This is a genomic window from Lactobacillus sp. WILCCON 0149 (assembly GCF_057197965.1).
On record NZ_JBUBHO010000001.1, the window covers coordinates 180,372 to 204,551 of the forward strand.

17 protein-coding genes are annotated in these 24,180 nt (G+C 48.5%); 8 read left to right on the top strand and 9 right to left on the bottom strand.

All coding sequences use genetic code 11. The annotated features are described in order from the left end of the window. Positions 1 to 138: 138 nt before the first annotated feature. On the top strand, positions 139 to 981 hold the full coding sequence (locus ACYVUV_RS00895) for an ATP-binding protein (RefSeq protein ID WP_439775687.1): 843 nt from the start codon (positions 139 to 141) through the stop codon (positions 979 to 981). A 166-nt stretch (positions 982 to 1,147) separates the two neighbouring features. Further along, positions 1,148 to 2,197, top strand: coding sequence for a P-loop NTPase family protein (locus ACYVUV_RS00900; protein ID WP_484498910.1), 1,050 nt, complete (start codon positions 1,148 to 1,150; stop codon positions 2,195 to 2,197). Positions 2,198 to 2,261: 64 nt separating this feature from the next. Here the strand turns inward: ACYVUV_RS00900 and ACYVUV_RS00905 are convergent, their stop codons facing one another. The 3 genes from ACYVUV_RS00905 to treR all read right to left on the bottom strand — a co-directional run bounded on the left by ACYVUV_RS00905 (position 2,262) and on the right by treR (position 10,063). Further along, positions 2,262 to 7,400, bottom strand: coding sequence for a mucin-binding protein (locus ACYVUV_RS00905; RefSeq protein ID WP_484498911.1), 5,139 nt, complete (start codon positions 7,398 to 7,400; stop codon positions 2,262 to 2,264). Between the two features lie 290 nt (positions 7,401 to 7,690). Then, complete coding sequence (treC, locus tag ACYVUV_RS00910) at positions 7,691 to 9,346, bottom strand: alpha,alpha-phosphotrehalase (RefSeq protein ID WP_439774743.1); 1,656 nt, start codon at positions 9,344 to 9,346, stop codon at positions 7,691 to 7,693. A gap of 9 nt (positions 9,347 to 9,355) precedes the next feature. Next, the gene (gene treR / locus ACYVUV_RS00915; RefSeq protein ID WP_439774742.1) at positions 9,356 to 10,063 is read right to left on the bottom strand and encodes a trehalose operon repressor; all 708 of its coding nucleotides are present in this window, start codon (positions 10,061 to 10,063) and stop codon (positions 9,356 to 9,358) included. 211 nt (positions 10,064 to 10,274) lie between these two features. Here treR and ACYVUV_RS00920 point away from each other — a divergent pair, with 211 nt between their 5' ends. Beyond that, positions 10,275 to 12,140: a beta-glucoside-specific PTS transporter subunit IIABC gene (locus tag ACYVUV_RS00920; RefSeq protein WP_439774741.1), complete on the top strand. Its 1,866-nt coding sequence runs from the start codon at positions 10,275 to 10,277 to the stop codon at positions 12,138 to 12,140. 57 nt (positions 12,141 to 12,197) lie between these two features. On the opposite strand, the gene ACYVUV_RS00925 is transcribed toward ACYVUV_RS00920, so the two are convergent. After that, the gene (locus ACYVUV_RS00925) at positions 12,198 to 12,383 is read right to left on the bottom strand and encodes a hypothetical protein (protein WP_002879841.1); all 186 of its coding nucleotides are present in this window, start codon (positions 12,381 to 12,383) and stop codon (positions 12,198 to 12,200) included. A 73-nt stretch (positions 12,384 to 12,456) separates the two neighbouring features. Further along, the gene (locus tag ACYVUV_RS00930) at positions 12,457 to 13,329 is read right to left on the bottom strand and encodes a LysR family transcriptional regulator (protein WP_484498912.1); all 873 of its coding nucleotides are present in this window, start codon (positions 13,327 to 13,329) and stop codon (positions 12,457 to 12,459) included. 194 nt (positions 13,330 to 13,523) lie between these two features. Here ACYVUV_RS00930 and ACYVUV_RS00935 point away from each other — a divergent pair, with 194 nt between their 5' ends. Continuing rightward, entirely contained in the window at positions 13,524 to 14,330 is an 807-nt protein-coding gene (locus ACYVUV_RS00935) for a class C sortase (RefSeq protein ID WP_439774739.1), read from the top strand. A gap of 331 nt (positions 14,331 to 14,661) precedes the next feature. Beyond that, positions 14,662 to 15,411 (top strand): hypothetical protein, encoded by a 750-nt coding sequence (locus tag ACYVUV_RS00940; protein ID WP_484498913.1) that lies wholly within the window; start codon positions 14,662 to 14,664, stop codon positions 15,409 to 15,411. 55 nt (positions 15,412 to 15,466) lie between these two features. Here the strand turns inward: ACYVUV_RS00940 and ACYVUV_RS00945 are convergent, their stop codons facing one another. Further along, positions 15,467 to 16,537 carry an LLM class flavin-dependent oxidoreductase gene (locus ACYVUV_RS00945; RefSeq protein ID WP_439774737.1) on the bottom strand — a complete coding sequence of 357 codons (1,071 nt, stop codon included), beginning with the start codon at positions 16,535 to 16,537 and terminating at the stop codon, positions 15,467 to 15,469. 14 nt (positions 16,538 to 16,551) lie between these two features. Continuing rightward, complete coding sequence (locus tag ACYVUV_RS00950) at positions 16,552 to 18,294, bottom strand: diguanylate cyclase (protein ID WP_439774736.1); 1,743 nt, start codon at positions 18,292 to 18,294, stop codon at positions 16,552 to 16,554. A gap of 536 nt (positions 18,295 to 18,830) precedes the next feature. On the opposite strand from ACYVUV_RS00950, the gene ACYVUV_RS00955 reads away from it, so the two are divergent. The 3 genes from ACYVUV_RS00955 to ACYVUV_RS00965 all read left to right on the top strand — a co-directional run bounded on the left by ACYVUV_RS00955 (position 18,831) and on the right by ACYVUV_RS00965 (position 21,219). Further along, positions 18,831 to 19,844, top strand: a complete 1,014-nt coding sequence (locus tag ACYVUV_RS00955; protein WP_439774735.1) for an NAD(P)H-dependent glycerol-3-phosphate dehydrogenase — start codon at positions 18,831 to 18,833, stop codon at positions 19,842 to 19,844. Positions 19,845 to 19,976: 132 nt separating this feature from the next. Further along, positions 19,977 to 20,345 carry a helix-turn-helix domain-containing protein gene (locus ACYVUV_RS00960; RefSeq protein ID WP_439774734.1) on the top strand — a complete coding sequence of 123 codons (369 nt, stop codon included), beginning with the start codon at positions 19,977 to 19,979 and terminating at the stop codon, positions 20,343 to 20,345. Between the two features lie 106 nt (positions 20,346 to 20,451). Then, a complete protein-coding gene (locus tag ACYVUV_RS00965) occupies positions 20,452 to 21,219 on the top strand; it encodes a hypothetical protein (RefSeq protein WP_484498914.1) in 768 nt (255 codons plus the stop codon). A gap of 323 nt (positions 21,220 to 21,542) precedes the next feature. Here ACYVUV_RS00965 and ACYVUV_RS00970 read toward each other — a convergent pair whose 3' ends face one another. Both ACYVUV_RS00970 and ACYVUV_RS00975 read right to left on the bottom strand, forming a co-directional pair. Then, positions 21,543 to 22,403 carry a DNA/RNA non-specific endonuclease gene (locus tag ACYVUV_RS00970; RefSeq protein WP_484498915.1) on the bottom strand — a complete coding sequence of 287 codons (861 nt, stop codon included), beginning with the start codon at positions 22,401 to 22,403 and terminating at the stop codon, positions 21,543 to 21,545. Between the two features lie 134 nt (positions 22,404 to 22,537). After that, the gene (locus ACYVUV_RS00975; RefSeq protein WP_484498894.1) at positions 22,538 to 23,917 is read right to left on the bottom strand and encodes an IS3 family transposase; all 1,380 of its coding nucleotides are present in this window, start codon (positions 23,915 to 23,917) and stop codon (positions 22,538 to 22,540) included. Positions 23,918 to 24,180: the final 263 nt, after the last annotated feature.

Here is a 24,180-nt window from a genome sequence, read left to right on the forward strand (position 1 = left end):
CCGGTAATGCTTTTGCTGATAATTCTACTTAGAGTAGCGCAATTTATAGCTTTTTAAGTAGAAAAGCATAGAAAATTAATTGTTGGTCGTTCAGCTTCATTGTAAAATTAAAATAAACGATAAAGGGAGGGTCTTGTGATGAGCAATTGCGCGGAACTTTTTGCCCAGGAAATTCCATTTCTTGAAGAGCTGAACGCCGGCCGGCTGGAGAGCTTTTTTAAGGGCGGCGGGCAGATTGTAGATTCAGAAATGCTGGACAATTTTGAGTTGCAGGATTTTGATCTGCCGTCTTTGCGCCAATACCAGGCCCTGCTGGAAGCCAGGGGAAGCCGGAGCTATGTGGCCTTGGATGACGAGAGCTTTTTGAAATCGATCGGCCTCATCAAGGAAGACCGGTCATCCAGCCAGCGGGTGTGGAAGTACACCAAGGCGGCACTTTTGCTGTTTGGCAAGTACGACTCGATCCGCTACGTTTTCCCTAGCTTTTTCATTGATTTCATCAGCAATCCCGACCAGCCCGATCTAGGCAGAATCTATACTTCTTCAGAAAATGGCTGCCCGGAAAATCTGTTTTCCTTCTACATGCAAGTCCGGCAGCGGTTTAACCGCGATATCCAGGATTCGCCGAACCGGGAGGAGGAAGATCTGGTTTTACATGAGGCCTTGGTCAATTTCCTGGTTCACGCGGATTACTCTTCCCACTTGTCCAGCAAGATCACGATGAAGGGGACGGCGATTGACTTCTTCAACCCGGGAGGGATGCAGATTTCCACCAGCGATTTCATTAAAGGTGGCAAGTCCCTGCCCCGCAACCCCTTGATTTTTTCAGCCTGCATGCGGGCAAGGCTGGGTGAAAGATCGGGCAATGGCGGCCAGCGGATCTACCAGACCATGGCCAAGCTCCAGGCGACTCAGCCGAAGTTGCTTACTGACAAGGACAGTACGGAATTGATCATTGATTTTAAGAGGGAAAACGAATAGCAGCATCGCGGGGATGCTGCTATTTTTTGCGAAAAAAGTTGTATACAGTTGTAGCTAGTTGTAGTCAGTTGTATAAGAAATCAAAAGTTGTAGTCAGTTGTATACAGTTGTAAAAACTTGTATAATAAGAATTAACACAAAGACAAACATTAAAAGGAGGGCAGACATGTATTTAGGTAAAAACCCGTTTAGTATCTCTTTTGGACGAAAACCAGTAGAATATATTACCCGTTTAAGTGACAGCAACAGAGTAATTACAACGTTTACTCAACCACCTGTAACTGATCAAGTATATATTTTGATGGGTATCAGAGGTAGCGGCAAGACGGTTCTTTTGACGGACATCTGTGAGCGGATCGGTCGAATGAAAAATTGGCTGGTAATCAAGATTAGTCCTCTAGATGATATTCTGGAAGCTTTGTACAGCGACTTGCAAAACAGCCGTTATTTCAATCCTAACAATTACGAAGCAAGTTATGGCCTTTCATTATTCGGCGCAAGTGTTACGGTTAACCACCAGCGGCCGGAGCTTAATCTGGTAGATGCCATTGACAAGACTTTGGCGGCCTTCCAAAAGCAGGGGATTAAAGTGTTAGTAGCAATCGATGAAGCAACCAACACCCCGCAGATGCAAAGATTTGCCAGTGCTTTCCAACTTTTCATCAGTAATAATCGTCCTTTGTACTTTTTGGCAACTGGCTTATATGATGAAATCATGTCCTTGCAAGATGTTAAAAATCTGACTTTCCTTTACCGGTCGCCAAAGATTGTGTTGGCGCCTTTGAACCAGATGGCGGTAGCCAATGCGTATTCCAGCATCTTCAAGCTTGATCAAGAGCAGAGTATAAAAATGGCCAAGTTGACCCGGGGCTATCCTTTTGCTTTTCAGACTCTAGGTTATGTTTGCTGGGAGCAGGGAAATTGTGAGATTGGCGAAGATACTCTGCAAGAATACGATCAGCTCTTAGCTGATGCTTCATACGCCAAGTTATGGAGTGAGCTGTCTGAATTGGATCAGCGTGTTTTGAGCGTGATTGCTGAAAACGAAGGCGGAAAGGTGAAGGAATTCCGTGAACGGCTGGAAATGAATCCTAACCTGTTCAATCAATACCGGCGCCGACTCAAGAACCAGGGCTTGATCGATACCCGCCGATATGGAACCATCTCCTTTGCCCTGCCTAGATTCGCGGAGTTTGTTCGCTTTGAAACTTATTAATCAAACGAAAATCGCAGCACCATTATCGGTACTGCGATTTTTTATCTCGATAATTTTAACCTAACTAATCGTTCTTGCGTTTTTTGCCAGTGAATGCAAAAAGAAGAGTACTAAGCAAAGTCAGAATCATTGCTGCAAGATTGTAGTTAGACTTCTTTTCACCAGTTTGTGGCAAAGTAGTTTCATTACTCTTGCTAGTAGTGACATGTTTATGTTTACTTGGCGTACCACCATGACTAAGCTGCCGGGTAGCAGGCACGTTAGGAGTAGCCGGCTTCGAAGGCACCGTTGGAGTAGTAGGCTCGTTAGGTGTAGTTGGCTTTGAAGGCACCGTTGGAGTGGTAGGCTCGTTAGGTGTGGTTGGCTTCGAAGGCACCGTTGGAGTGGTAGGTTCGTTAGGTGTGGTTGGCTTCGAAGGTACCGTTGGAGTGGTAGGCTCATTCGGTACTACCGGCGTAGTCGGTACATCTGGCGTAGTTGGTGTAGTCGGCACATCCGGTTGAGTAGGTGTAGTCGGCTTATCTGGCGTAGTTGGAGTGGTCGGCACATCCGGCGTAGTAGGTGTAGTAGGCACGTCTGGTGTAGTCGGCGTAGTAGGCACATCCGGTTGAGTAGGTGTAGTCGGTACGTCTGGTGTAGTTGGCGTAGTTGGTACGTCCGGCGTGGTTGGCGTAGTAGGCACGTCTGGAGTAGTTGGTGTAGTCGGCTTATCTGGCGTAGTTGGTACTGCTGTGTAAGGAATGACAACTTGCAAGATAGCACCATCGGTGGTGGTGTCTGCTTCCTTAAGGAGTGCCTCAGCTTGAACGCTACCAACAGTTTCCGCACTGGTTGATGCTAAAGCGCTGACTGCGCCCATGAACTGCTCGTAAATCTTGCTTGCATCGATCTTATAGTTATCGATAGCTGGGTTGCTTACCGCGCTAAAGCCGCCGGAAACCGTCCAGTCGCCGTAAGTCTTTTCGCCAGTGACGTCGTTAGTGTAAACGTCTCTAGTTAAAGTGATAGCACTAGACTTGTAATCACCGCTGATCGAGTACCGGTCACCACCTTCATCAAAGGCCGCATTAAAGATTTCCACAGCAGTAGAATCGGCCCCGATCTTGTCCTCATCAACGTATTTAATTTGCTCGCTAAGAATTTTAGTTTCTTGTGAGACAGAGATGTTCTGCTTATAAGGAACAACAACTTGCAAGATAGCACCATCGGTGATGGCATCGGCTTCCTTAAGGATTGCATCAGTCGAAACACTGCCGACGCTGTCCGCACTAGTTGACGCTAAAGCGCTGGCTGCATCCATGAACTGCTCGTAGATTTTGCTTGAATCGATCTTATAGTTTGCAACGTCCGGGTTGCTTACCGCGCTAAAGCCGCCGGAAACCGTCCAGTCGCCGTAAGTCTTTTCGCCAGTGACGTCATTAGTGTAAACGTCTCTAGTTAAGGTAACCATGCCAGACTTGTAGTCACCACTGATAGAGTACTGGTCACCGTCCTTGCCAAAGGCAGCATTAAAGATTTCCACAGCGGAAGGATCAGTCCCGATCTTGTCCTCATCGACGTACTTGATCTGCTCAGTGAGAGTCTTAGTTTCCTGTGAGACTGAGATGTTTTGCTTATATGGAACAACAACTTGCAGAACAGAACCATCAGTGATGGCATCGGCTTCCTTAAGGATTGCATCAGTCGAAACACTGCCGACGCTGTCCGCACTAGTTGACGCTAAAGCGCTGGCTGCATCCATGAACTGCTCGTAGATTTTGCTTGAATCGATCTTATAGTTTGCAACGTCCGGGTTGCTTACCGCGCTAAAGCCGCCGGAAACCGTCCAGTCGCCGTAAGTCTTTTCGCCAGTGACGTCATTAGTGTAAACGTCTCTAGTTAAGGTAACCATGCCAGACTTGTAGTCACCGCTGATAGAGTACTGGTCACCGTCCTTGCCAAAGGCAGCATTAAAGATTTCCACAGCGGAAGGATCAGTCCCGATCTTGTCTTCATCAACGTACTTGATCTGCTCAGTGAGAGTCTTAGTTTCCTGGGAAACCGAGATGTTCTGCTTATATGGAATGACAACTTGCAAGATAGCACCGTCAGTGATGGTGTCTGCTTCCTTAAGGAGTGCCTCAGCTTGAACGCTACCAACAGTTTCCGCACTGGTTGATGCTAAAGCGCTGACTGCGCCCATGAACTGCTCGTAAATCTTGCTTGCATCGATCTTATAGTTATCGATAGCTGGGTTGTTTACCGCACTAAAGCCGCCGGAAACCGTCCAGTCGCCGTAAGTCTTTTCGCCAGTGACGTCATTAGTGTAAACGTCTCTAGTTAAGGTAACCATGCCAGACTTGTAATCACCGCTGATAGAGTACTGGTCACCACCTTCATCAAAAGCCGCATTAAAGATTTCCACAGCAGAAGAATCTGCCCCGATCTTGTCCTCATCAACGTATTTGATTTGCTCGCTGAGAGTTTTAGTTTCTTGAGAAATTGAGATGTTCTGCTTATATGGAACAACAACTTGCAGGATAGCACCGTCAGTGATGGCATCGGCTTCCTTAAGGATTGCATTAGCCGAAACACTGCCAACAGTTTCCGCACTGATTGATGCTAAAGCGCTGGCTGCGCCAATGAATTGTTCGTAGATTTTGCTTGAATCGATCTTATAGTTTGCAACGTCCGGGTTGCTTACCGCGCTAAAGCCGCCGGAAACCGTCCAGTCGCCGTAAGTCTTTTTACCAGTGACGTCATTAGTATAAACGTCTCTAGTCAAAGTGACAGCACTAGACTTGTAGTCGCCGCTGATAGAGTACTGGTCACCATTGTTGCCAAAAGCCGCATTAAAGATTTCCACAGCAGAAGAATCGGCCCCGATCTTGTCCTCATCGACGTACTTGATCTGTTCACTGAGAGTTTTAGTTTCTTGAGAAATTGAGATGTTCTGCTTATATGGAACAACAACTTGCAGAACAGAACCATCAGTGATGGCATCGGCTTCCTTAAGGATTGCATCAGTCGAAACACTGCCGACGCTGTCCGCACTAGTTGACGCTAAAGCGCTGGCCACGCCCATGAACTGCTCGTAGATCTTGCTTGCATCGATCTTATAGTTATCGATAGCTGGGTTGCTTACCGCGCTAAAGCCGCTGGAAATAGTCCAGTCACCATAGCTTTTTACACCGGTCGCTTCCTCAGTGATCACATCTCTAGTCAAGGTAACCATGCCAGACTTATAGTCGCTGCTGATCGAGTATTGATCACCATTGTTGCCAAAAGCCACGGCAAAAATTTCCTCAGCAGTAGAATCTGCCCCAATCTTGTCTTCATCGACGTACTTGATCTGCTCAGTGATCGTCTTGCTTTCTCTGGTCGTGATCGTGCTGCCGCTGCCGAAGCCGCCAGCATCCCCGTTTCTGTTTAGCGGAACGTTATACGTCCCGGCGCGGCCGTCCTCAAAGTGCATGCTAGTTCCGCTCCCGGCAGAAGGCAGGGTATCTAGTTGGAAAAAGTAAGCCTTGCCCGCGTACTGGGTCAAATCAGTCTGGTCGTAAGTAAAACCATTCTCCTCAGTAGGGATGCTTGAATCATAGCCATTGCTTGTTGTTCTGGTTTGCTTTTTAATCAAGTCTCTTAAATAGTCTTGCAGGTCCGTGACAGTTGGCGTAGAAGTGATGATACTGTAGACGGTCGTGTCCCCGGTAATATTTTTTCCATCGATATAATGAGCTTGAATATCTTCCGGAAGCTCGCTTAACTTCTGGTCTTCGCCAATTCTGACGGTTTGCCCCGCGCTATTAGTGTAGCTGACTAAATCGTCAGGCACTGCAAAAACTTTAAGCGTCGAGTAAAGCGGGATCTGCATCTTGTCAAAATATGATCTGAAGTCCGCGTTTTCCAAACTGGTCTTAGGGTAGTTGAAGTAGTATCCCCACTGGTAGACAGTGTTGTTGGCAACCGCGCTGTCGATAAACTGCTTCACATCGCCGTCGCTGTTGGCCTTCAGCAAGTCCAATTCATGCTCAAGCGAAATATCAGTGGAGTCGCCATCGCTCGCGCCGGGATTATATCTCATTTCATCGGTCAGAGATCTTTCTTCCATGGAAAAACCGTAGAGGATCTCATCGCTTTGGACAAAATCCTTGGCCGGCGTAATCTTGGCGTACAGAACCGGGCCGCTAGTTGTTGAAGAAACTGCTGTGCCGTCGCTAGTAGTAATCACCGGCGTTAAACTGCTGTCTTTTCCTTCGTCACTTAAGCTGGGATTGATTGCCCGGTTGGCTTGGACAGGAATGTAAAAATCCGCGCTAGTAGCGTTGGTGTTTTCAGCCCGGCTTAAAGTGAGGGTGCCGTCACCGTTATTAATTAAGTTCCAAACCGGCTTGCTCTGTTCAAGCAGGGTGGTAGTGCCCGCGTTATAGGAAATGACAAAATCCTTGCTGCTGTTTCTTAAGCCGCCCGCGTTGTCAAAAGAAATCGTAAGCGGGGTGGTATTCTCCGCTAAGCCAGAAATGTTGAAGCGCAGATAGATGTTTTGATTGCCTGGCGTCAAATTCTCAGGCTTGTCCGGGGAACTTTCGATTTTGCCAGCAGGATTGGCACTTTTGGCATTTTCCGCGCTGTCGTAGACAGTGATGTTGTAGTTGACATTGCTTTGCTTACTTTCCTGGGCTTCAGTGTTATTTTGGGAAGTGCTTACCTCGTTTTCCGGGATGCTGCTTTCAGCGGCTGCCGCGCTTTCTTTTGCTGGTTCAGCAGTCTCCTTGTCTGCTGTTTCTGCTGAAGCAGTTTGACTGCTTGTTACATCTGCTTGCTTTTGCTCAGCAGCAGTAGCAGTCTCTTCCCTAGTAGATTCGCTGCTTGTATTTTCTGCAGTTGCCGTGTCTGTGACGGTAGAGTCGTTACTAGTACTCTCTGCAGCCGCATTTTCCGCAGTAGTAGTCTCTTCCGCGGCAGCAGTAGCTGTCTCACTGCTAGTATTCTCTGCAGCTGCAGTACTAGAGCTTGTATCTGCCGAGCTGCTGTCACTCGCACTGCTTTGCTGCACGACAGTTTCAGTTGCTTGATCGTCAGCCGCGTGCACCAGTTGCCCGTTACTTACGAAAAAGCTGGTTCCTAACGCAACTGCCGCCAGGCCAAGCGATAATTTACGAAAGCCAAACTTTTCTTTCCCATTTAATTTGGCGTTGAAGTAGGGATCGTGTTTATGGCTCATGATTATCAGTCCTCTATGATTTTATACTAAAACAACTATATATTTATGTAAAAATTTTTATGTATCATTAAAAAACGATACATGCTTAGAAAATTACACTCAATTGGCTATAAGAAAAGGACTTCCTCTACTTATAATCTAAACGAACAATATGAAAGTAAGTCCTTATAAATAATTTTAGCAAAAAATCGCATTAATGGACGATCAAATACGAAAAAATGATGAATAGTAAGCGAAATGCCCTGCAAGCAACCGGTTTTCGGTCTAAATCTTGCAAGGCATTTTCATATTTATTGAATCTTAAAGGCTAAGGTTTCGTATGGCCGCAGGCTCAATTCAGCTGGCAGCTGGCTGAGCTCTCTTTGATAGTTGTCCAAAAGAACCTGCCCGCTTTCCCGCAGGTCGCTTGGCACGGACACAATGGTTTCTTTTCCGTAGAAGTTGTTGAAGACAACTAACTTTTCTCCGTCCAGTTCTCTGACGTAAGCAAAAACTTGCTGGTCATCCGGCAGAATTTCCCGGAAGCCGCCGGCGGAAATCACGTCCTCTTGCTTTCTCAAAGCGATCAGCTTCTGGTAGAAGGCGAAAACTTCCCCCTCAGCCAGTTCCTTTTCGACATTGATTTCGTCTTGGTGGGTTGGCATAAGCCACGGCTTAACCTGGCTGAAGCCAGCGTACTTGCTGGCATCCCAGTGCATCGGCACCCGGGAGTTGTCTCTGGACTTGGCCTTGATGATTGCAAAAGCCTCATCTTCGCTCATGCCCTTGTCCAGCAATTCTTGGTAGGCGTTCTTGCATTCCACGTCCACGTACTCGTCCATTGACTGGTAGTCCGGGTCAACCATTCCCAGTTCATCACCTTGGTAGATGAATGGCGTTCCCCGCAAAAAGTGAGTCGTCGCCGCCAGCATTTCCGCTGACTTTTCCCGGTAGTGGACCGGATCGCCAAAGCGGTTCAAGGCCCAAGGCTGGTCGTGGTTGTTCCAGAAGACCGCGTTCCAGCCGCCGCCTGCCGTCATCCCTGTCTGCCAGGAGCTGAGCAGGCCCTTCAGCTTCATGAAGTCAAAAGGCATCTTGGTCCACTTTTCCCCGTCCTTATAGTCGACCTTCAAGTGGTGGAAGGTGAAGACCATGGACAGTTCCTTTTCCTTAGGGTTGGTGTAGCGGACACTATTGGGGATGGTGGTTGAAGACATTTCCCCAACTGTGATTGAGTCCTCATCTTGGCCAAAAGTCGTCCGGTTCAGTTCCTTCAAGTAGTCGTGAACCACCGGCGTGTCGGTGTAGAGGGTCTTTTCTTCAGTTGGGTCAGTAGAGTCGACCAGGTCCTCGCTCTTGCCAGTCACGTTGATGACGTCGAAGCGGAAGCCCCGGACGCCCTTTCCCCGCCAGAAGTTGACCACGTCTTCCAGTTCTTTTCTGACTTCCGGGTTGTGCCAGTCCAGATCGGCCTGGGTTGGGTCATAGAGGTGGAGGTAGTAGAGGTCAGTGTCGCCGAACTTGGACCAGGCCGGGCCGCCGAACTTGGACTGCCAGTTGTTTGGCAAACCGCCGTCAGGCTTGCCAGGCCGCAGGTAGAAGAATTTCTGGTATTTTTCATCCCCGGCCAGGGCCTTTTTAAACCATTCATGTTCAGTTGAGCAGTGGTTCAAGACCATGTCCAGCATCACGCCAACGCCGATGTCCGCCAGTTTGGCCTGCAGCTCTTCAAAGTCAGCCATGGTACCAAAAAGGGGATCTATCTCCCTATAGTTGGCGATGTCATAGCCGTTGTCGTTTTGCGGGGAAACATAGAAGGGGTTGAACCAGATCATGTCCACATTCAGCTTCTTGATATAGTCGATCTTCTCGATAATGCCCCGAAGATCCCCGATTCCGTCGCCGTTAGCGTCGTAGAAGGACTTTGGGTAGATCTGGTAGATGACTTTTTGGCCTAAATTTTGCATATTTTTCTCCTATATTTTGCTGCGGCGAGCAAAGTCAATAAATCTGAAACGATTGGGATTGTGGTAAGAGGCGGTCAGTTGGAAGAGGGAGGTGTCCTCTAAGTAGACCATGCTCTTAACTAAAACGGCTTTTCGGTCGGAGTCCAGCTCCAGCATCTTGGCTAATTCCTCACTCACGGTCTGCACGCTTACGTCTTTAACCGCGTAGGAAATCTTCAGACCCAGCTCATTTTCAAAGTAGTCATATAAGGAATGTTCCGCCACGGATGGGCTGATTTCCTTGACGTATTTGGTGGAGATGTAGTCCACGTCCAAAACGTCCGGCTCACCGTCAATGATTCTGAGCCGCTTGACCTTGATAAAAGGCTCTGTGTTGTCGCAGCTGAAGTCGTCGGGAACTTCTTTTACTTCTTTGATTTCCAAAAGCTTGGTCTGAGCTTTCAGCCCCAGGGATTGGTTCAGCTCGTTAAAAGTCGTGATCCTGGAAATAGGAAAACTTAAACGGGAAAAGTCGAGGACGATTGAGCCCTTGCCCTTGATCTTCTGGATTAATCCCAGGCTGGTTAAGTCTTCCAGGGATTTTCTGACCGTGTTCCGGGATGCCCCGTAGAGGTTGGCCAGTTCGTTTTCGCTGGGCAAAAAGCACTTGGGCGGGTAGATCCCGTGCCTGATCTTGCCGGCCAGGTCTTGGGTAATCATATCTTGCTTGGCAGTCATTTTCTTGCCTCCAAATTCTTTTATGCCCTCATTATAGCCGGGCAGGCAGATTTTTTCAACATGTATGGACAAGATAAATTGAAAACAGAAACCGGAAACAATGCTGATGGAAAAAGACTTTAAAATAGCTATTGACAACTTGTATGCACAAGCGTAAGATGGAGACAGTTAAGAGAAAGCGGTTACCCCGCTAAGTTTTTGGAGAATGAATATGGCAAAGAAAGATTACAGCGGCCTGGCGAAGACGATCATCGCCAATGTAGGCGGCAAGGAGAACATCAACAGCTTGATTCACTGCATCACGCGTCTGCGTTTCTACCTTAAGGACGAAAGCAAGGCCAACGATGAAGTGTTAAAGGAAACCGACGGCGTTATCGACGTAATGCACGCTTCCGGCCAGTACCAAGTGGTCATCGGCAACGCGGTTACCCAGGTTTACGACGCCGTGATGGCGGAACTGGGCGGCTTGCCGGAAGGCGGCGAAGCAGCTGAAACTAAGGAAGACGACGGCAAGAACCCGGTTTCCAGAGCTTTTGGCAACTTGATCGGCTTCATCACCGGTTCCATGAGTCCGGTAGTTGGCGTTATCGCTGCTTCCGGTATCATCAAGGGGATCCTGGCCCTGTTGACTTTGCCGCAATTGGGGGCACTTTTGAACGCTAAGAGCACGGCTTACATCACGGTCAGTGCCATGGCGGACTCAGCCTTCTACTTCCTGCCAATCCTGGTTGGCTTCGCCGCTGCTAAAAAGTTGAACGGCGACCCGATCGTGGCCGCGGTAATCGGCGGGGTCCTGACTTACCCGCAGCTGGTTACTTGGGGCGGGCAGTACAAGACCATGTTCAGCATTGGGGGCTTTAACTTCCAGTTCCTAAACTACACCTACTCAATCTTCCCGATGATCCTGGCCGCCTGGCTGGCTAAGAAACTGGAAGACTGGCTGAAGGACCACCTGCCGGACTACCTGCAGATGATCTTCACGCCATTGATCACCATCTTGCTGGTTTCAGCAGTGACCTTGATGGTTACCGGTCCGGTGATTCAAGGCGTAGCCAACGGGATCGCGGACTTGATCAACTGGGTTGTTTCAGCATCTGGTTGGATCGGCGGCCTCTTGATCGGTGCCTTCTACCAAGTTCTGGTTATCTTCGGTCTGCACTGGGGTGTTGTACCGCTGGTTGCCCAGCAGATTGCCCAAAGCGGCCAGAGTTCATTGAACGCGATTATTTCTGTTACCATGGTTTCCCAAGGTGCGGCAGTTTTGGCTGTAGCCTTGAAGACCAAGAAGAAGGGGACCAAGACTTTGGGTATCTCCGCGGCTGTCTCAGCCTTCTGCGGGGTTACTGAACCAGCTATTTACGGGATCAACCTTCGCTTTAAGAAGGTCTTCATCTCAGGTTTGATCGGGTCAGCAGTCGGTGGTTTGATTACTGGCTTGATGCACGGGACCATGTACGGCTTTACTGGTTCTTTGATCGGTTTCTCATCCTTCTTCAACCCGAAGAATCCAAGCGACTTGACCAGTTTTTATGCCTTCCTTCTGTCCAGCGCGGCAGCTTTGGTAATTTCCTTCATCGTGGCCTGGGTTTGGGGCTACAATGATGAAATGGTTGCCGGTAAGAAAGTTGAAAAGAAGCAACGGCCAGGCAGTGAAGCTAAGCCAAAGAGCGAAACTTTGACTGCTCCGGTAGCTGGCAAGGTGATTGCCCTGTCAAGCGTCAACGACCCAGTTTTTTCAACTGGTGCCATGGGCGAAGGGTTTGCGGTAGTGCCAACTGAGGGCGTGGTTAAGGCTCCGGTTGACGGTGAAGTAGCAGCCTTGTTTGAAACTGGCCACGCGATTGGCTTGAAGACTACGGCCGGCGCGGAAGTGCTGATCCACATCGGGATCGACACGGTTATGCTTAAGGGCAAGGGCTTTAACGTCAAGGTTGCACAAGGTGACCTGGTTAAGGCCGGGCAGACTCTGATCGAGTTTGACCTGGACGGCATCAAGGAAGCCGGCTACGACCCAACGGTCATGACGGTAGTCACTGACAAGCACGGCGTGGACGTTAAGCTGCCAAGCGTTGAATAATTTGCAGAGAAAAAAGACGTCATCCCTCGATTTGGGGATGGCGCCTTTTGCGCTTATTTAGCTTTCTTCTTCGCTGCAGATAGCGATGACCCGCATCTTGTAGCCAAAGGTGTGGTCTTCGGTAACCTTTTCGCCGGTGTGGTCAGTGATGACCGCGTCGATGTGGCCGCCTTCAGCAACAAACTTGTCGATTTGCTCCTTGACTTGGGCAAAAGTGCCTTCAAATTGCTTGGTAAATTGCATGTCAGTCTCCTCCTCTTTCGTAGTTTACTTAATTTTACCTCTAAAAAAAGGAAAAATGCTTGCTGCTTATAAATTAATATGGAAAATCTTCTGGCCAGTTTTTGCTTAAAAGGTCCAAGAGAGGGGTGACCATCTTCTTTTGGTCCTTGCGGTAGACGGCGTAGAAGTCAAGCCGGTTCTTCGGGTCAGCAATTCTGACCGGAACCCGGTTGCCAAGTTCTGGGTAGTCAGGGTTGGACAGGTTGGACCGGAAGACGGGCAGCTGGGAGTATTTGGTTAATTCGGTGAGGGAATCCACATCATCCTGGTAGATGAAGTGAGGATGAGGGATGGCCTTTTCCTTGATCTGCTTCCAAGGGCCGATATCCTGCAAGACGATAAAGCTGACCCCGGCAAGCTCCTGGAAGGTAACTGAGCCCTTCTTGGCTAAGTCGCTGTCCTTGTCGCACATGAGAAAAAGCTCTTCATAGCCAACATAGCGGGATTCACAGGCCTCAGTCTGGTATTCCTGGCTGCTGAAGACGACTTGGTAGTGGAAATTTTCGACGGCAGGGAGGATATATTTTTCCTCAAGCAGGTCCTTGTCGATTTCAACCTTGATTGGCAGTTTGCGCCGCAAGCGTTCGCTGATCAAAAGCGGGCCTGGAGCGTCTGAGCCAATTAGGAAACGGGTTTGGCCTTTAGCAAAGTTCTGGACTTTTTCCAGCATGCTGCTCTCCATGGCGAGCAAACGGGCGGCTTCTTTAGCGGCGAGTTGGCCAGTGGTGTTCAGAGTGATTTTGTTGTTGCCGGATCGGTTGAAAAGGGCGACGTCCATCTCTTGTTCCAGCTTCTGCATCCCCCGCGTCACCGTCGGCTGGGTCAAGTGCAGCTCTTCAGCTGCCCTGCTGAGGGTCCCGCTTTCGGCAAAGGCAACTAATTCTTCAAGTAGTCGTGGATCGATCATTTTTTCCTCTTGTATCTGTTTAATCTTACTATGCTTTTAACGTATACTAGCATAAACAAGCGGCAATTTTCAATTTAGAACCTCGAATCATCTTTAGGGCAGAATTGACAAGTATTTTTATCGCCGCAATGTAATTGCTGGCCAGCGGCATGTAGTAGAATATTGTACAGAAAGAATAGAAAGTGACTGAAAAAATGTCGAAAAAATCACTGATCATCCGGCTCTTGGTGATCCTGGCCGGCTTCATCATCCTTCTGTATCCGGTCATAAGTGACTATGTAAATACGCAAAACAGCGGCAATGCGGTCAACAGCTACGCCGGTTCCGTAAGAAAGGCGACCAAAAAGCAGCGCCAGCAGCTTTTTAAAAAGGCTAGAGCCTATAACGAGGCCTTGGCTAAAGATCCAGAAACTTTTTACCACCCAAACCTGGTCCCGGGCTACTCAAGTCAGCTTAAAGTAGCGGACACAGACGTGATGGCTATCGTTGACATTCCTAAAATCAGAGTCCATCTGCCGGTCTACCACGGGACAGCCAACAGCGTCTTGGGTGACGGGATCGGTCACTTGAAGGGGACCAGCCTGCCGATCGGGGGCAAGTCGACCCACTCGGTACTGGTGGGCCACCGGGGTCTGCCGAGCGCGACCTTGTTTACCGACCTGGATGCCATGAAGAAGGGGGACTATTTTACGGTCACCACTTTAGGCAAAAAGATCACCTACAAGGTTGACGCTATCCATGTCGTTAAGCCTAACAACGTCAAGTATTTGCAGATCGTCAAAGGCAAGGACTACTGCACCCTGCTCACTTGCACGCCTTACGGGATCAACACCGAGCGGCTCTTGGTCAGAGGGGTCAGAGTAAAGAACCTGCCGGAGGATAAGGAGGGCAAGTCAGGCTTCTTCATTTCCCCGAAGAAGCTGATCTATTACGGCGCTATGGCCCTGCTCGGTCTTTTGGTCGTAGTCTGGCTGATCGCCTTGCTCCGGCGAAGCAGATAAAGAGAATAAGTTTTTTAGCAGTCCTGTTGGCGAGCAGCAGGGCTGTTTTTGTTTATACTTTTTTATACTTTTTAGGCAAAATATAACTTTTATTTTTTGTGTAGACATATAGAAATGAATCATACAATGTTCATAGGTGGAAAAAGCAGGTTAAAAACGTGCATGACTAGAAAATAAGCTGGATAATTTTATCTATTCCTAGGATAAAAGTTTAATTCTAATTTTCTTCATTTTCTTCATTTTTTGGCTTAACATCCTTCAATAATTGAGTATAATTAAGGGCAAGTAATAAAAATAATTTTGATCTCGATACAGGGAAAGGAACCGTATTATGAAGAACAACCGTTTAATGAAGAACCTTGGTAAAGCTACTGTTGCTGCTGCACTGCTTGCTACTGGCGTAAGCCCAGTTCTGGCTGCAACTGAAAACAAGACTGAAGTTAAGAGCAACAAGACTGCTGCTGAATCTTCATCAAAGAAGACCAGCTCAGTAAGCTCATCAACTTCATCAAAGAAGACCAGCTCATCTGAATCATCAAAGGCTTCAAGCTCATCAGAAGCTTCATCATCAAGCAAGAAGGCTGCTAAGAAGAGCACCAAGAAGGCAGCAAAGAAGTCAACTAAGAAGGCCGCCAAGAAGGCAGCCAAGAAGGCAGCTAAGAAGTCAACTAAGAAGGCTGCCAAGAAGGCAGCTAAGAAGTCAACTAAGAAGACCACCAAGAAGGCTGCAAAGAAGGTAGCTAAGAAGACTACTAAGAAGACCACCAAGAAGGCAGCTAAGACTGCTAAGAAGTCAACTAAGAAGGCTGCAAAGGACACTAAGAAGGCAGCTAAGACTACTAAGAAGTCAACTAAGAAGGCCGCAAAGGACACTAAGAAGGCAGCTAAGACTGCTAAGAAGTCAACTAAGAAGGCCGCAAAGGATACTAAGAAGGCAGCTAAGACTGCTAAGAAGTCAACTAAGAAGGCCGCAAAGGACACTAAGAAGGCCGCTAAGACTACTAAGAAGTCAACTAAGAAGGCCGCTAAGAAGACTAGCGCAAAGTCAACTTCAGCATCTTCAACTAGCTCAGCTAAGTAATTAATTTGAGCAAAACTAAAGGCTCTGTCATCAATCACGATGGCAGAGCCTTTTTTTAGTCCTTATTTACTTCCGGGAAAACGTACTTTTCCATGTCAGCCAGGCAATCAGCAATTGGCCGCTTGGTTGGCTTGAAGTTGATGATCACGTGGTTTAAGCCTTCCTCGCGCTGCTTGCGCCAGAACTGTCCCAGGCTCTTTGCTCCCCCGCGCAGGTAGATCTTGTTGAAGAGCTGGCATGGGGCATCCGGGTCATCCAAAAGTTCAACGAAGTTCTGGTAGCCGAAGGGATGCCAGTTGCCGTCCTCATTCAAGTCGTTCAGCTTCTTAACCACCGATGCCGTCTCATCTTCGCCAACCCCATGCCAGATCCAGACGTCTGGCTCATTGGCCAGCCAGGATAATTCCTGCCGGCAGCGGCCGATCGCGACCATTGGCATCTGGTAGCCCTCTTCAAGCTGAGGCACGACGCTCAAAGACCCGGTCAGCTTACTGTAGTAGTTGCCACTGAAGTGCAGGCGGTTGGGGTGAGTCAGGGACTTTTTGGCCAAATCCCAGCCTTCTCTGAAGATCTCGCTGCGCTCGTTCCAGTCCCGGCCAAAAGCTTTAAATTCATTTTTCCGGTCCCCGCTGACTAAACCCAGCAGGAAACGGTGGTCACTGAGCCGGTCGATTGACACGGCCGCCTGGGCCACGTGAATCGGATTCCGCTCAGGCAAAATAAAGCCGGCAGACCCCAATACGATCTTGTCCGTGGTCATGGCCAGAGCCCCCAGAGTCGTGAATGGATCAAGTCCCTGGCCAACGTCGCCAAAGTATGGGTCATAAAAAGGAACGTCTCTGATCCACAAGGCGTCAAAGCCGGCTTTTTCCGCTGCCTTGGCGCAGTCAAAAAGGTCGCTGACATCTGGAATCTGGCTGTCCGGGTAGCCCTTAAAAGGCGCCATTAAGCCGAAAGTCAATTTACCCGGCTGAAAGACCTGCTTAAAGCCCGGGTGGTTGGCAAACTGCTTGGGATAGACAACCTTCTTGGCATCGCTGCCTGCTCCTTGAAAAAGGGGACTGTCGTCTTGACCCAAAATTTGCAGATTGGGAATGTTCAGCTTGTTTTCTTGTTCTTCAGCCATTTTTTCTGCCTCCGTTAATTAAGGATAAAACTGATATAAACCAAGGCGCCATAGCGCTGGTTGACAGAATACTTCATGTCGCAGAAGACGCGCAGGGTCCGGGCGTCCGCCGTCAAAATCTGGCAGTCGTCCCTAAAACGCTCTTCATCAGCTGCCGATTCAACAAAGTCGGTAAACTCCTCCTTGATCCTGTCTCTGTCGCTTGGTGAAACCAAGTTGAGCAGGGACTGGCCATAGTAGTCATAAAAGTCAGCTGACAGCTCGCAGCCAAACAATTCCAGCAGACTCTTGTTGACGTAGATGACCTCTTTGGTATCCATCTGCATGACCAAAAGAGGAGTTGGGTCGCCGGCCGCCAGGGCTCTCAGACCCAGGCCCAACTGGTTGCGGTGCTTCTTCTCCGACAAGCTGGACTTGTAGCTGGCAAAATTGTTCTTGCCGGCAATTTTTACTTCGTACAAGGCAGCGTCGGCGAACTTCAAGGCCTCCTCATAGTCCTTGGCCTGGCCTGGGAATTCGCTGTAGCCGATGGAGACGGAGAAAGGAATTTCCTCCCCGTTGCTTTCTACTTCCTGCTTTAAAACAGAAAGGCCTTTGATAGCTTCCTGGTTGTCACACATCTTGCCAGGAAGTGCCACGACGAATTCGTCCCCGCCGTTTCTGCCAATGATGGCATTGGGCCCAAAGCACTTTTTCAAATTCCTGGTCAGCTGGACTAAAACCGCGTCCCCGGTTTGGTGGCCAAAGACATCGTTGATTGACTTGAAATCGTCAATGTCCAGCATGATCACCGTGGTCTCGGGCTGCTTTTTAACAGACAGGCTCGACAGCTTCCAGTCAAAGCCCTGCCGGTTGTAGGCTTGAGTCAAAGGATCAAGCGTGGCTTCTCTTTCCAGGATCCGCCCGCTGATCCGCCGGTTGATCACCCAGAGCATGAGACCCGCGATAGCGAAGTCGATGAGTATGAGGTAGCCCATGAACCAGTTCCACTTAGTGTAGCGCCAGCCATTGGCTGGAGCGATTCTCAAGAGCCAGTGGCTGTTGTCGGCAGTGGTAAAGCTGTAGCTGATCGGTTCATGGAGATTGCCTTGCTGCATGACCTGCTTGTAGCTGGTATTTAAGGGAGAAACTTGCTTTTCCAATTCATAGCTGTAGCCGGCTGATTTAAGGTTGGCCGCAGTGGAGGAGAAGGTCTGAGGAATCTTCATCACTACGATGGCGAAGCCCCAGAACTGCTTTTTGCCGTTTTTCTTGATAAAAATCGGCGTCCGCATGACCACGCCTTTCCCGCCCTGTTTAAGGGAGATCGGCCCCTGAGTCACGGTGACCTGGTGGGCAATCCCGTAGCGGCAAAGAGGGCCGCGGATCGGGTCGGTTAAAAGGTTGATCTTGCCTGCTTCGTTTCCTTTTAAAGGATAGATCTCGGTGACTTTGCCATTAGGCGCCAGCTGTAGGTTGCTGGCTGCTTCATTTTCTTCTAAAAGGTCCTTGGCCACGGTGGAGAAATTCTGGACTTTGCCATTGCTGGCTAAAACCAGTTCCTTCAGAGTTGTTGACAGGGTCAAGGCATTCTTGATCTCACCCTTCAAGGTCCGGGAGAAACCGGCCGCCAGGGCCTGGGCCTGGTCGCGCTCGGCAGCTTTCTGCTGCTCCTGGACGTAGCTGAGCAAGCTGAGATTGAAGACGGCCAGCAAAATCAAAGTGGCCGCGATGAGCAAGTAGTCGTTTTGATTTGCTTTCCTAAGCTGTTTAAACATTGCTGAATTGCACCTTGCTTTTACTATAATATGTTTTCGACTTAGTTATAATGTCACTGGCTGCGGATTTGTTCAAATTGCTAACGAATAATCCTATTGTTCAGTATACTATAGCGGAGAGTGTTATTACAAATTGTTAAAATGTTATAAAACTGAGAAAGCAATTAGGAAAAAGTTGTTCGCCTTTTGAAAAAAGGTGCATAAAAAATGTTTAAATTCACGAAAACTCTTGTCAAAGACTATTTTACATCATACAATAGGCTATGCAAGAGTAAGCGGTTGCTTTTAATAAACTCTTGAGTTTTTCACTTGGAGATAAATTCATAGCTGTTTTTGTTTACACTTTTTAATATGGCTATTCTCTAATGGGCGTTTCAATTGGGAAACGTCTTTTTTTGCGTTGGTAGAGGCTAATTTTTTAATAATTAGGCCGGGGGTAAAGAGAAAGTTGCCGGCTGAGTGCTATAATAGGTTAGATCAGCGGCAGTAGTTTGTCTGCCGCGAATAGGAATCAACAAACTAAGTGAGGTAATAATATGGCAAAAATCGGTGTTTTGGGAGCAGGTACTTGGGGCATGGCACTGGCCCGGATGCTCAGCAACTCTGGTCATGAAGTGACCGTCTGGTCAGCCCTGCCGCAAGAAGTCGACGAACTCTCAAGAACTCGTCGCCAGAAGAACCTGCCAGGTATGGTTATTCCTGACGAAATTAAATTTACCAAGGAAATTGCAGAAGCCTGCCAAGACAAGGACATCATCCTTTTCGCCGTACCATCAGTCTTCGTCCGCTCAACTGCCAAGACTGCTGCCCCGTTTATTCCAGATGGGCAGATCATCGTTGACGTGGCTAAGGGGATCGAACCGGACACTCTCTTGACTTTGACTGAAGTTATCGCTGACGAAGTAAACAAGGATGGCAAGCATGGCAATGTCCACTACGTTGCCCTGTCTGGCCCGACCCACGCTGAAGAAGTGGCCAAGGACCTGCCAACCACCATCGTCTCCGCCTGTGAAGACCAAGACGTGGCCGAAAAGGTCCAGGACGTCTTCATGAACAAGAACATGCGGGTTTACACCAACTCTGACCGCCTGGGCGTTGAGCTCTGCGGGGCCTTGAAGAACGTGATTGCTTTGGCCAGCGGGATCTGCTCGGGACTTGGCTACGGGGACAACATGCGGGCCGCCTTGATCATCCGCGGAATGGCGGAAATCAAGCGCCTGGGCCTCAAGATGGGCGGCAAGGAAGACTCCTTTGACGGCCTGGCCGGCATGGGTGACTTGATCGTTACCGCCACCAGCAAGGAAAGCCGGAACAACAATGCCGGCTACTTGATCGGCAAGGGCAAGAGCGCTGAAGAAGCCAAGAAGGAAGTGGGCATGGTCGTTGAAGGGATCAATGCCATTCCAGCTGCCTTGGAACTGGCTGAGAAGTATGACGTGGAAATGCCAATCGTCTTTGCCGTTGATGCCGTAGTCAACCACGGTGCCGACGCCCGGGAAACCGTTGACGCCTTGATGATGCGGGAAAAGAAGTCAGAAATGACCAAGTAAAGAGATTTATGAAGAAGTTTGCGCCAGCAGACTTCTTTTTATTTTTTCTTTTCTAAAAAAAGGCAAATCACTCTCATAAACATTTCATTTCGTCATAACTTATGCTATGCTTATGACAGGTGGTGACTTTGGATGGATAAGAACACGATTGGCAAGTATTTGAGAGACCTGCGCCGCCAGCGGGGAATGAGCCAGCGGGAGCTGGCCGTGGCCTTGGGAGTAAGCAAGCAGACGGTTTCCAACTGGGAGGTTGGCCGCAAGGTGCCGCGGATGAAGGCTGTTGAGAAGATAGCGAATGTTTTTGGCGTGTCCAGAAGCAGTATTTTGGCTGGTCTGCCGGTGGAAGTACTGGAGCAGGAAGGGCTGATTGATCGCAAGGTGGTCGATTTGACCGACCGGGATGTGCGCCTCACTTATCAAGGCCGGCAAGTGCCGCGGGAATACATTGACATTATTGAGAAGCTGATGCGCTGCGATATCGCCGAGCGCGATGCTCAGTAAGGCGGGAAGTCCCCGCCTTTTTCTTTTGCTTTGCAAAGCGTAAGCCTTTTCATGAAAAGGTAGTATAATGAAAGGGTGATATTCGAAAAATAAGGGGGATAGAACGATGAAGGAGAAAAATTGGCTGACCTGGCTGACAGTCTTAGCCCTGGTCGTGGGCTTTGTCGCCATGGGGGCCAGCGTCTGGCTGAGCGCGCAAGCCGCCAAGCAGACCCAGAGAAACAGCAAGCTGGCCGGCCAGCTCTACCAGGCCAGCCGGACCAAGAGCAGTGAGGCATCAAGTCTTAAAAAGCGGCTGGACAAATTGGAGAGCGACAATTCAAGTTTAAAGAAGAAGAATTCCAGACTGGCCAAGGAGAACGGGGCACTAAAAGAGGCCAACCAGGACCTGCCAGCAGCCAGCGCGGCGGCGGGATTAAACGTTTGGGAGACGGAAGAAAAAGGCAGTCAGCTCCAGCTGGAGATCGACAATGAGACCGGGCAGGCGGTGAGTGACCTGTTGGTTTTGGCGGTAGCGGCCAGCGGCCGGGTTACTTTAAGCAGCTTGCCTAGCTATTTCCCAGTTGGCGGAGCTAAGCCCAGCTATTTTTACCGGAAGAAGGTGGCGGCGGGCGAAACTGAGGGGACTTTGACTGGTGCATCTGCCGGCTCTGACCTGGTCTGCCTGTTTCAAGACGCCAGCGGCGTTTACTGGTTCAAGGGGAATCGGGGACAGGTGGAAAAAGTTGGAGCAGAAGTCCACTTCAAGAAGCTGCTCCGCCAGATCAGCTTGAACAAGCTGGAAGAGAGCCCGCTGCCGGTTAAGAAGACGAAGACGGAAAAGAAGACGGCTAAGAAGGCTGAAAAGCAGTCTAGCAAGAAGAAAACTGAATAAAATAAAAGAGGGGCCCCAACTTAGTTGGGACTCCTCTTTGAATAGATGTGTAAAAGGGGTGGCATATGGCGCTTCGGTGCATTTATGAATAGAAAGGAATCGGTAAAAATGCGAAAGATGTTAGAAATGTTAGAAATGAATCGCCTAATATGCCAACATGTTGTACCAAAAGTGTACAAATAAGATAAAAGAGTATGTGTGTAAAAATGCAATAAGAAAAGAGTATGATATAAAACCTTCACAGGAAAAGGTAGGTTCATCTCTCTTGCCTTTTCCTATTGCCAATATTACACAGGCCCTTGCAAAAATTCAAGAAATATGCCTTAGCGAAGTGCCCGCCGGTAGCCGGCCCTTTTGGCTTCTGTTTCGGTGCGGAAATAGACCGCGTTGGCTGAATTCATGTGGTAGCCAGCCTGGCCTGGAACGTGGTAGATCTTGGACCGGCGGTTGCCGACGATCCGGCCAGTAGTAGAAGTTTTGATCTTCTTTTTGGAAGAAGTGGATTTTTTGACAACCGTCTTTTTAGCCGCGCCGGTAACCACGCTGGTGCCGTTTGAATAGTTGAGCTTAACGCCGTCCTGGACGTTGAAGATGTAGACGTGGAAGCGGACAGCGTTAGAGCCAGTGGACTGGGCTTCCATTTCAACCCCGCGGGCTAAAAGCTCCCGGCCGCGGAAGATCGGCTTGACCCGGTAGCGGATGTAGTGGCGGCTAGAGGATTTAAGGTAGCTGGCCACCTGGTTTTCGTACTTGAGCATGCCCGGGTCGTTCAATTGCCGGGTGCCGGTGATCAGGTTTTTGGGGTTGTTGTTTTGCCCGGTCAGCTGGTAGCCGATCAAGTGGCTGCGGTTGTAGAGCCAGCCGCCGGCGATCTTCTTGTTGTGCCAGGCGGTTGGGTTCCAGTAAAGGGGCTCTCTGGCCTTGGTCGGCATAAGCCGCTTGTTCAGCATGGCATCGGCTTCCCCGGCCCGGTTTAAAGAGTCCAAGTTATGGTAGCTTTGCCAGGCGCCTTTCTCAGTTGAAAGGGCCTTTTTGGAAAAAGTTGGCCGGTTCCGGTTGACGGTGATGACTTTCTTGCCCTGGTAGTTTTGCTCAGCCAGGCTGCTGGCCTTTGCGGGGCTGGCTACAAGGAAGCTGGCTGAGGCCAGCAGGAGGGCCGTTAATTTTTGCAGTGTTTTCTTCACGGAAATTCCTCTTCTTTACAAAATCACTTTAGTGTTAGAACAAACAACTTTGACATTCTAACATGATTGGATAGAGAAAGAATAAAAAATACAAGCTGAACTGATGTGACCCCCAAAATTGGGACAATTTAGTATTACGCCGTTAAGGTTGTTAAAACATGATTCCGATATTCAATCGGGGTCATGTTTTTTCGTCCTGTCTTGATTCTTACGTTGTTGTAGTAATCGATGTATTTGTGAATAGCTTGTTCAAGCTCATTTAAGTCCTTGTATTTATGTTCTTGGCCGTAGAACATCTCCCGCTTAAGAATGCCGAAGAAGCCCTCCATTAAGCCGTCATCAAGAGAATTACCCAACCTGGACATGCTCTGATCGATCCCTCTGTTAGCCAGAGCCGCTTGATATGCTTGGTGCTGATATTGCCAGCCACGGTCTGAGTGGAAAATAAGCCCGTTAAGAGCCGGGTGCTTCTCAAATGCGTCATCTAGCATAGTCATCACTTGCTTAAGGTCTGGGTGCCTAGAAATGTTGTAGGAGATGATTTCTTGGGTACAACCATCGATAATTGGAGAAAGGTAGAGCTTTTGATCTTTAAGATGGAATTCAGTCACGTCGGTAAACCAATGTCTGTCCGGAATAATTGCGTAAAAATTGCGCTTGATTAAGTCTGGCTTGATCTTGCCTTGAACGCCGTAATAGCTGCTGTATTTACGTTTCTTGCGGATTGCGATGGCGAATAAGCCCATCTTTTGCATGAGCCTCTGCACCTTCTTATGGTTGATCTCATAGCCTTCCCGGCGAAGCTGTCCGTAAATTCGCCGGTACCCATAGCGTCGGCTGTGTTCAAGAAAGATCTCTTTGATTCTATCCATCAGCTTCTGGTTACCAGAATCCTTATCAGGCTTATGGATTTGGTAGTAGTAGTTACTTCTTGAGATATGAGGCAATCCAGGGTTGGCATTGATAACGTCGATAATGTACTTAACGCTAAGCCGCAATTCTTGCCTTAATTCAGTGATTGCACGAGCTAATTCTTCTTTTCTTGGCTCTTCCGTTCTTGAATTAAGGCCTCCAATTTTTTTATGTATGCAAGCTCGACTGTAAGCCTCTTTACCTGCTCTTCCAGCTCTTTGATCCGTTGTTTGTCCTTGCTTTTGGGCATTCTTGGGTGGTCTACCTTTCTTCTTGGTAATGACAGTATACCCGTTTTCTTTGAAAGAGCGAAGCCAATTTGCAAGAATTCCTGTATTTGTAAGCCCTAAGTCTAAGGAAACCTGCCTAAGAGCTTCACCACCTAGCAGAACTCTATCAATGGCAGCAAGCTTGAAATCAGCAGTATATTTCTGTTGTGGGCGATCCAAAATGTCTTCGCCATGCTTTTGGATCAAGTCTACCAAATATTGGATTCCTCCGCGCTCCATCCCATATTTTCGGCTGAGGTAGGTGCCTCTTCTATGATCGTCTACCCATTCGTGGTAAATAGCGAGTTTGATTTCTTTAGTGTATTTAGTCATGAAAATAACCCCCGAAATTAGTGTCCTAATTTCGGGGGTCATATCAAACGGCTCGGAATGAATGAGGTTTAATTTTTTAAGAAAAATCAGAGGAAAACGGTCACGGTAAAGCGATTTACCTTTAAATAGATAAGTTAAAACGAACGTTATAAAAAATGTGAAAGAATTGTTGTAAAATAAAACCATTGCTTAGTGTGCTTGTTAGCTGGCTGAGTAAAATGTGTAAATATTCTATATTTTTAAGTAATAGATAGACTATATTT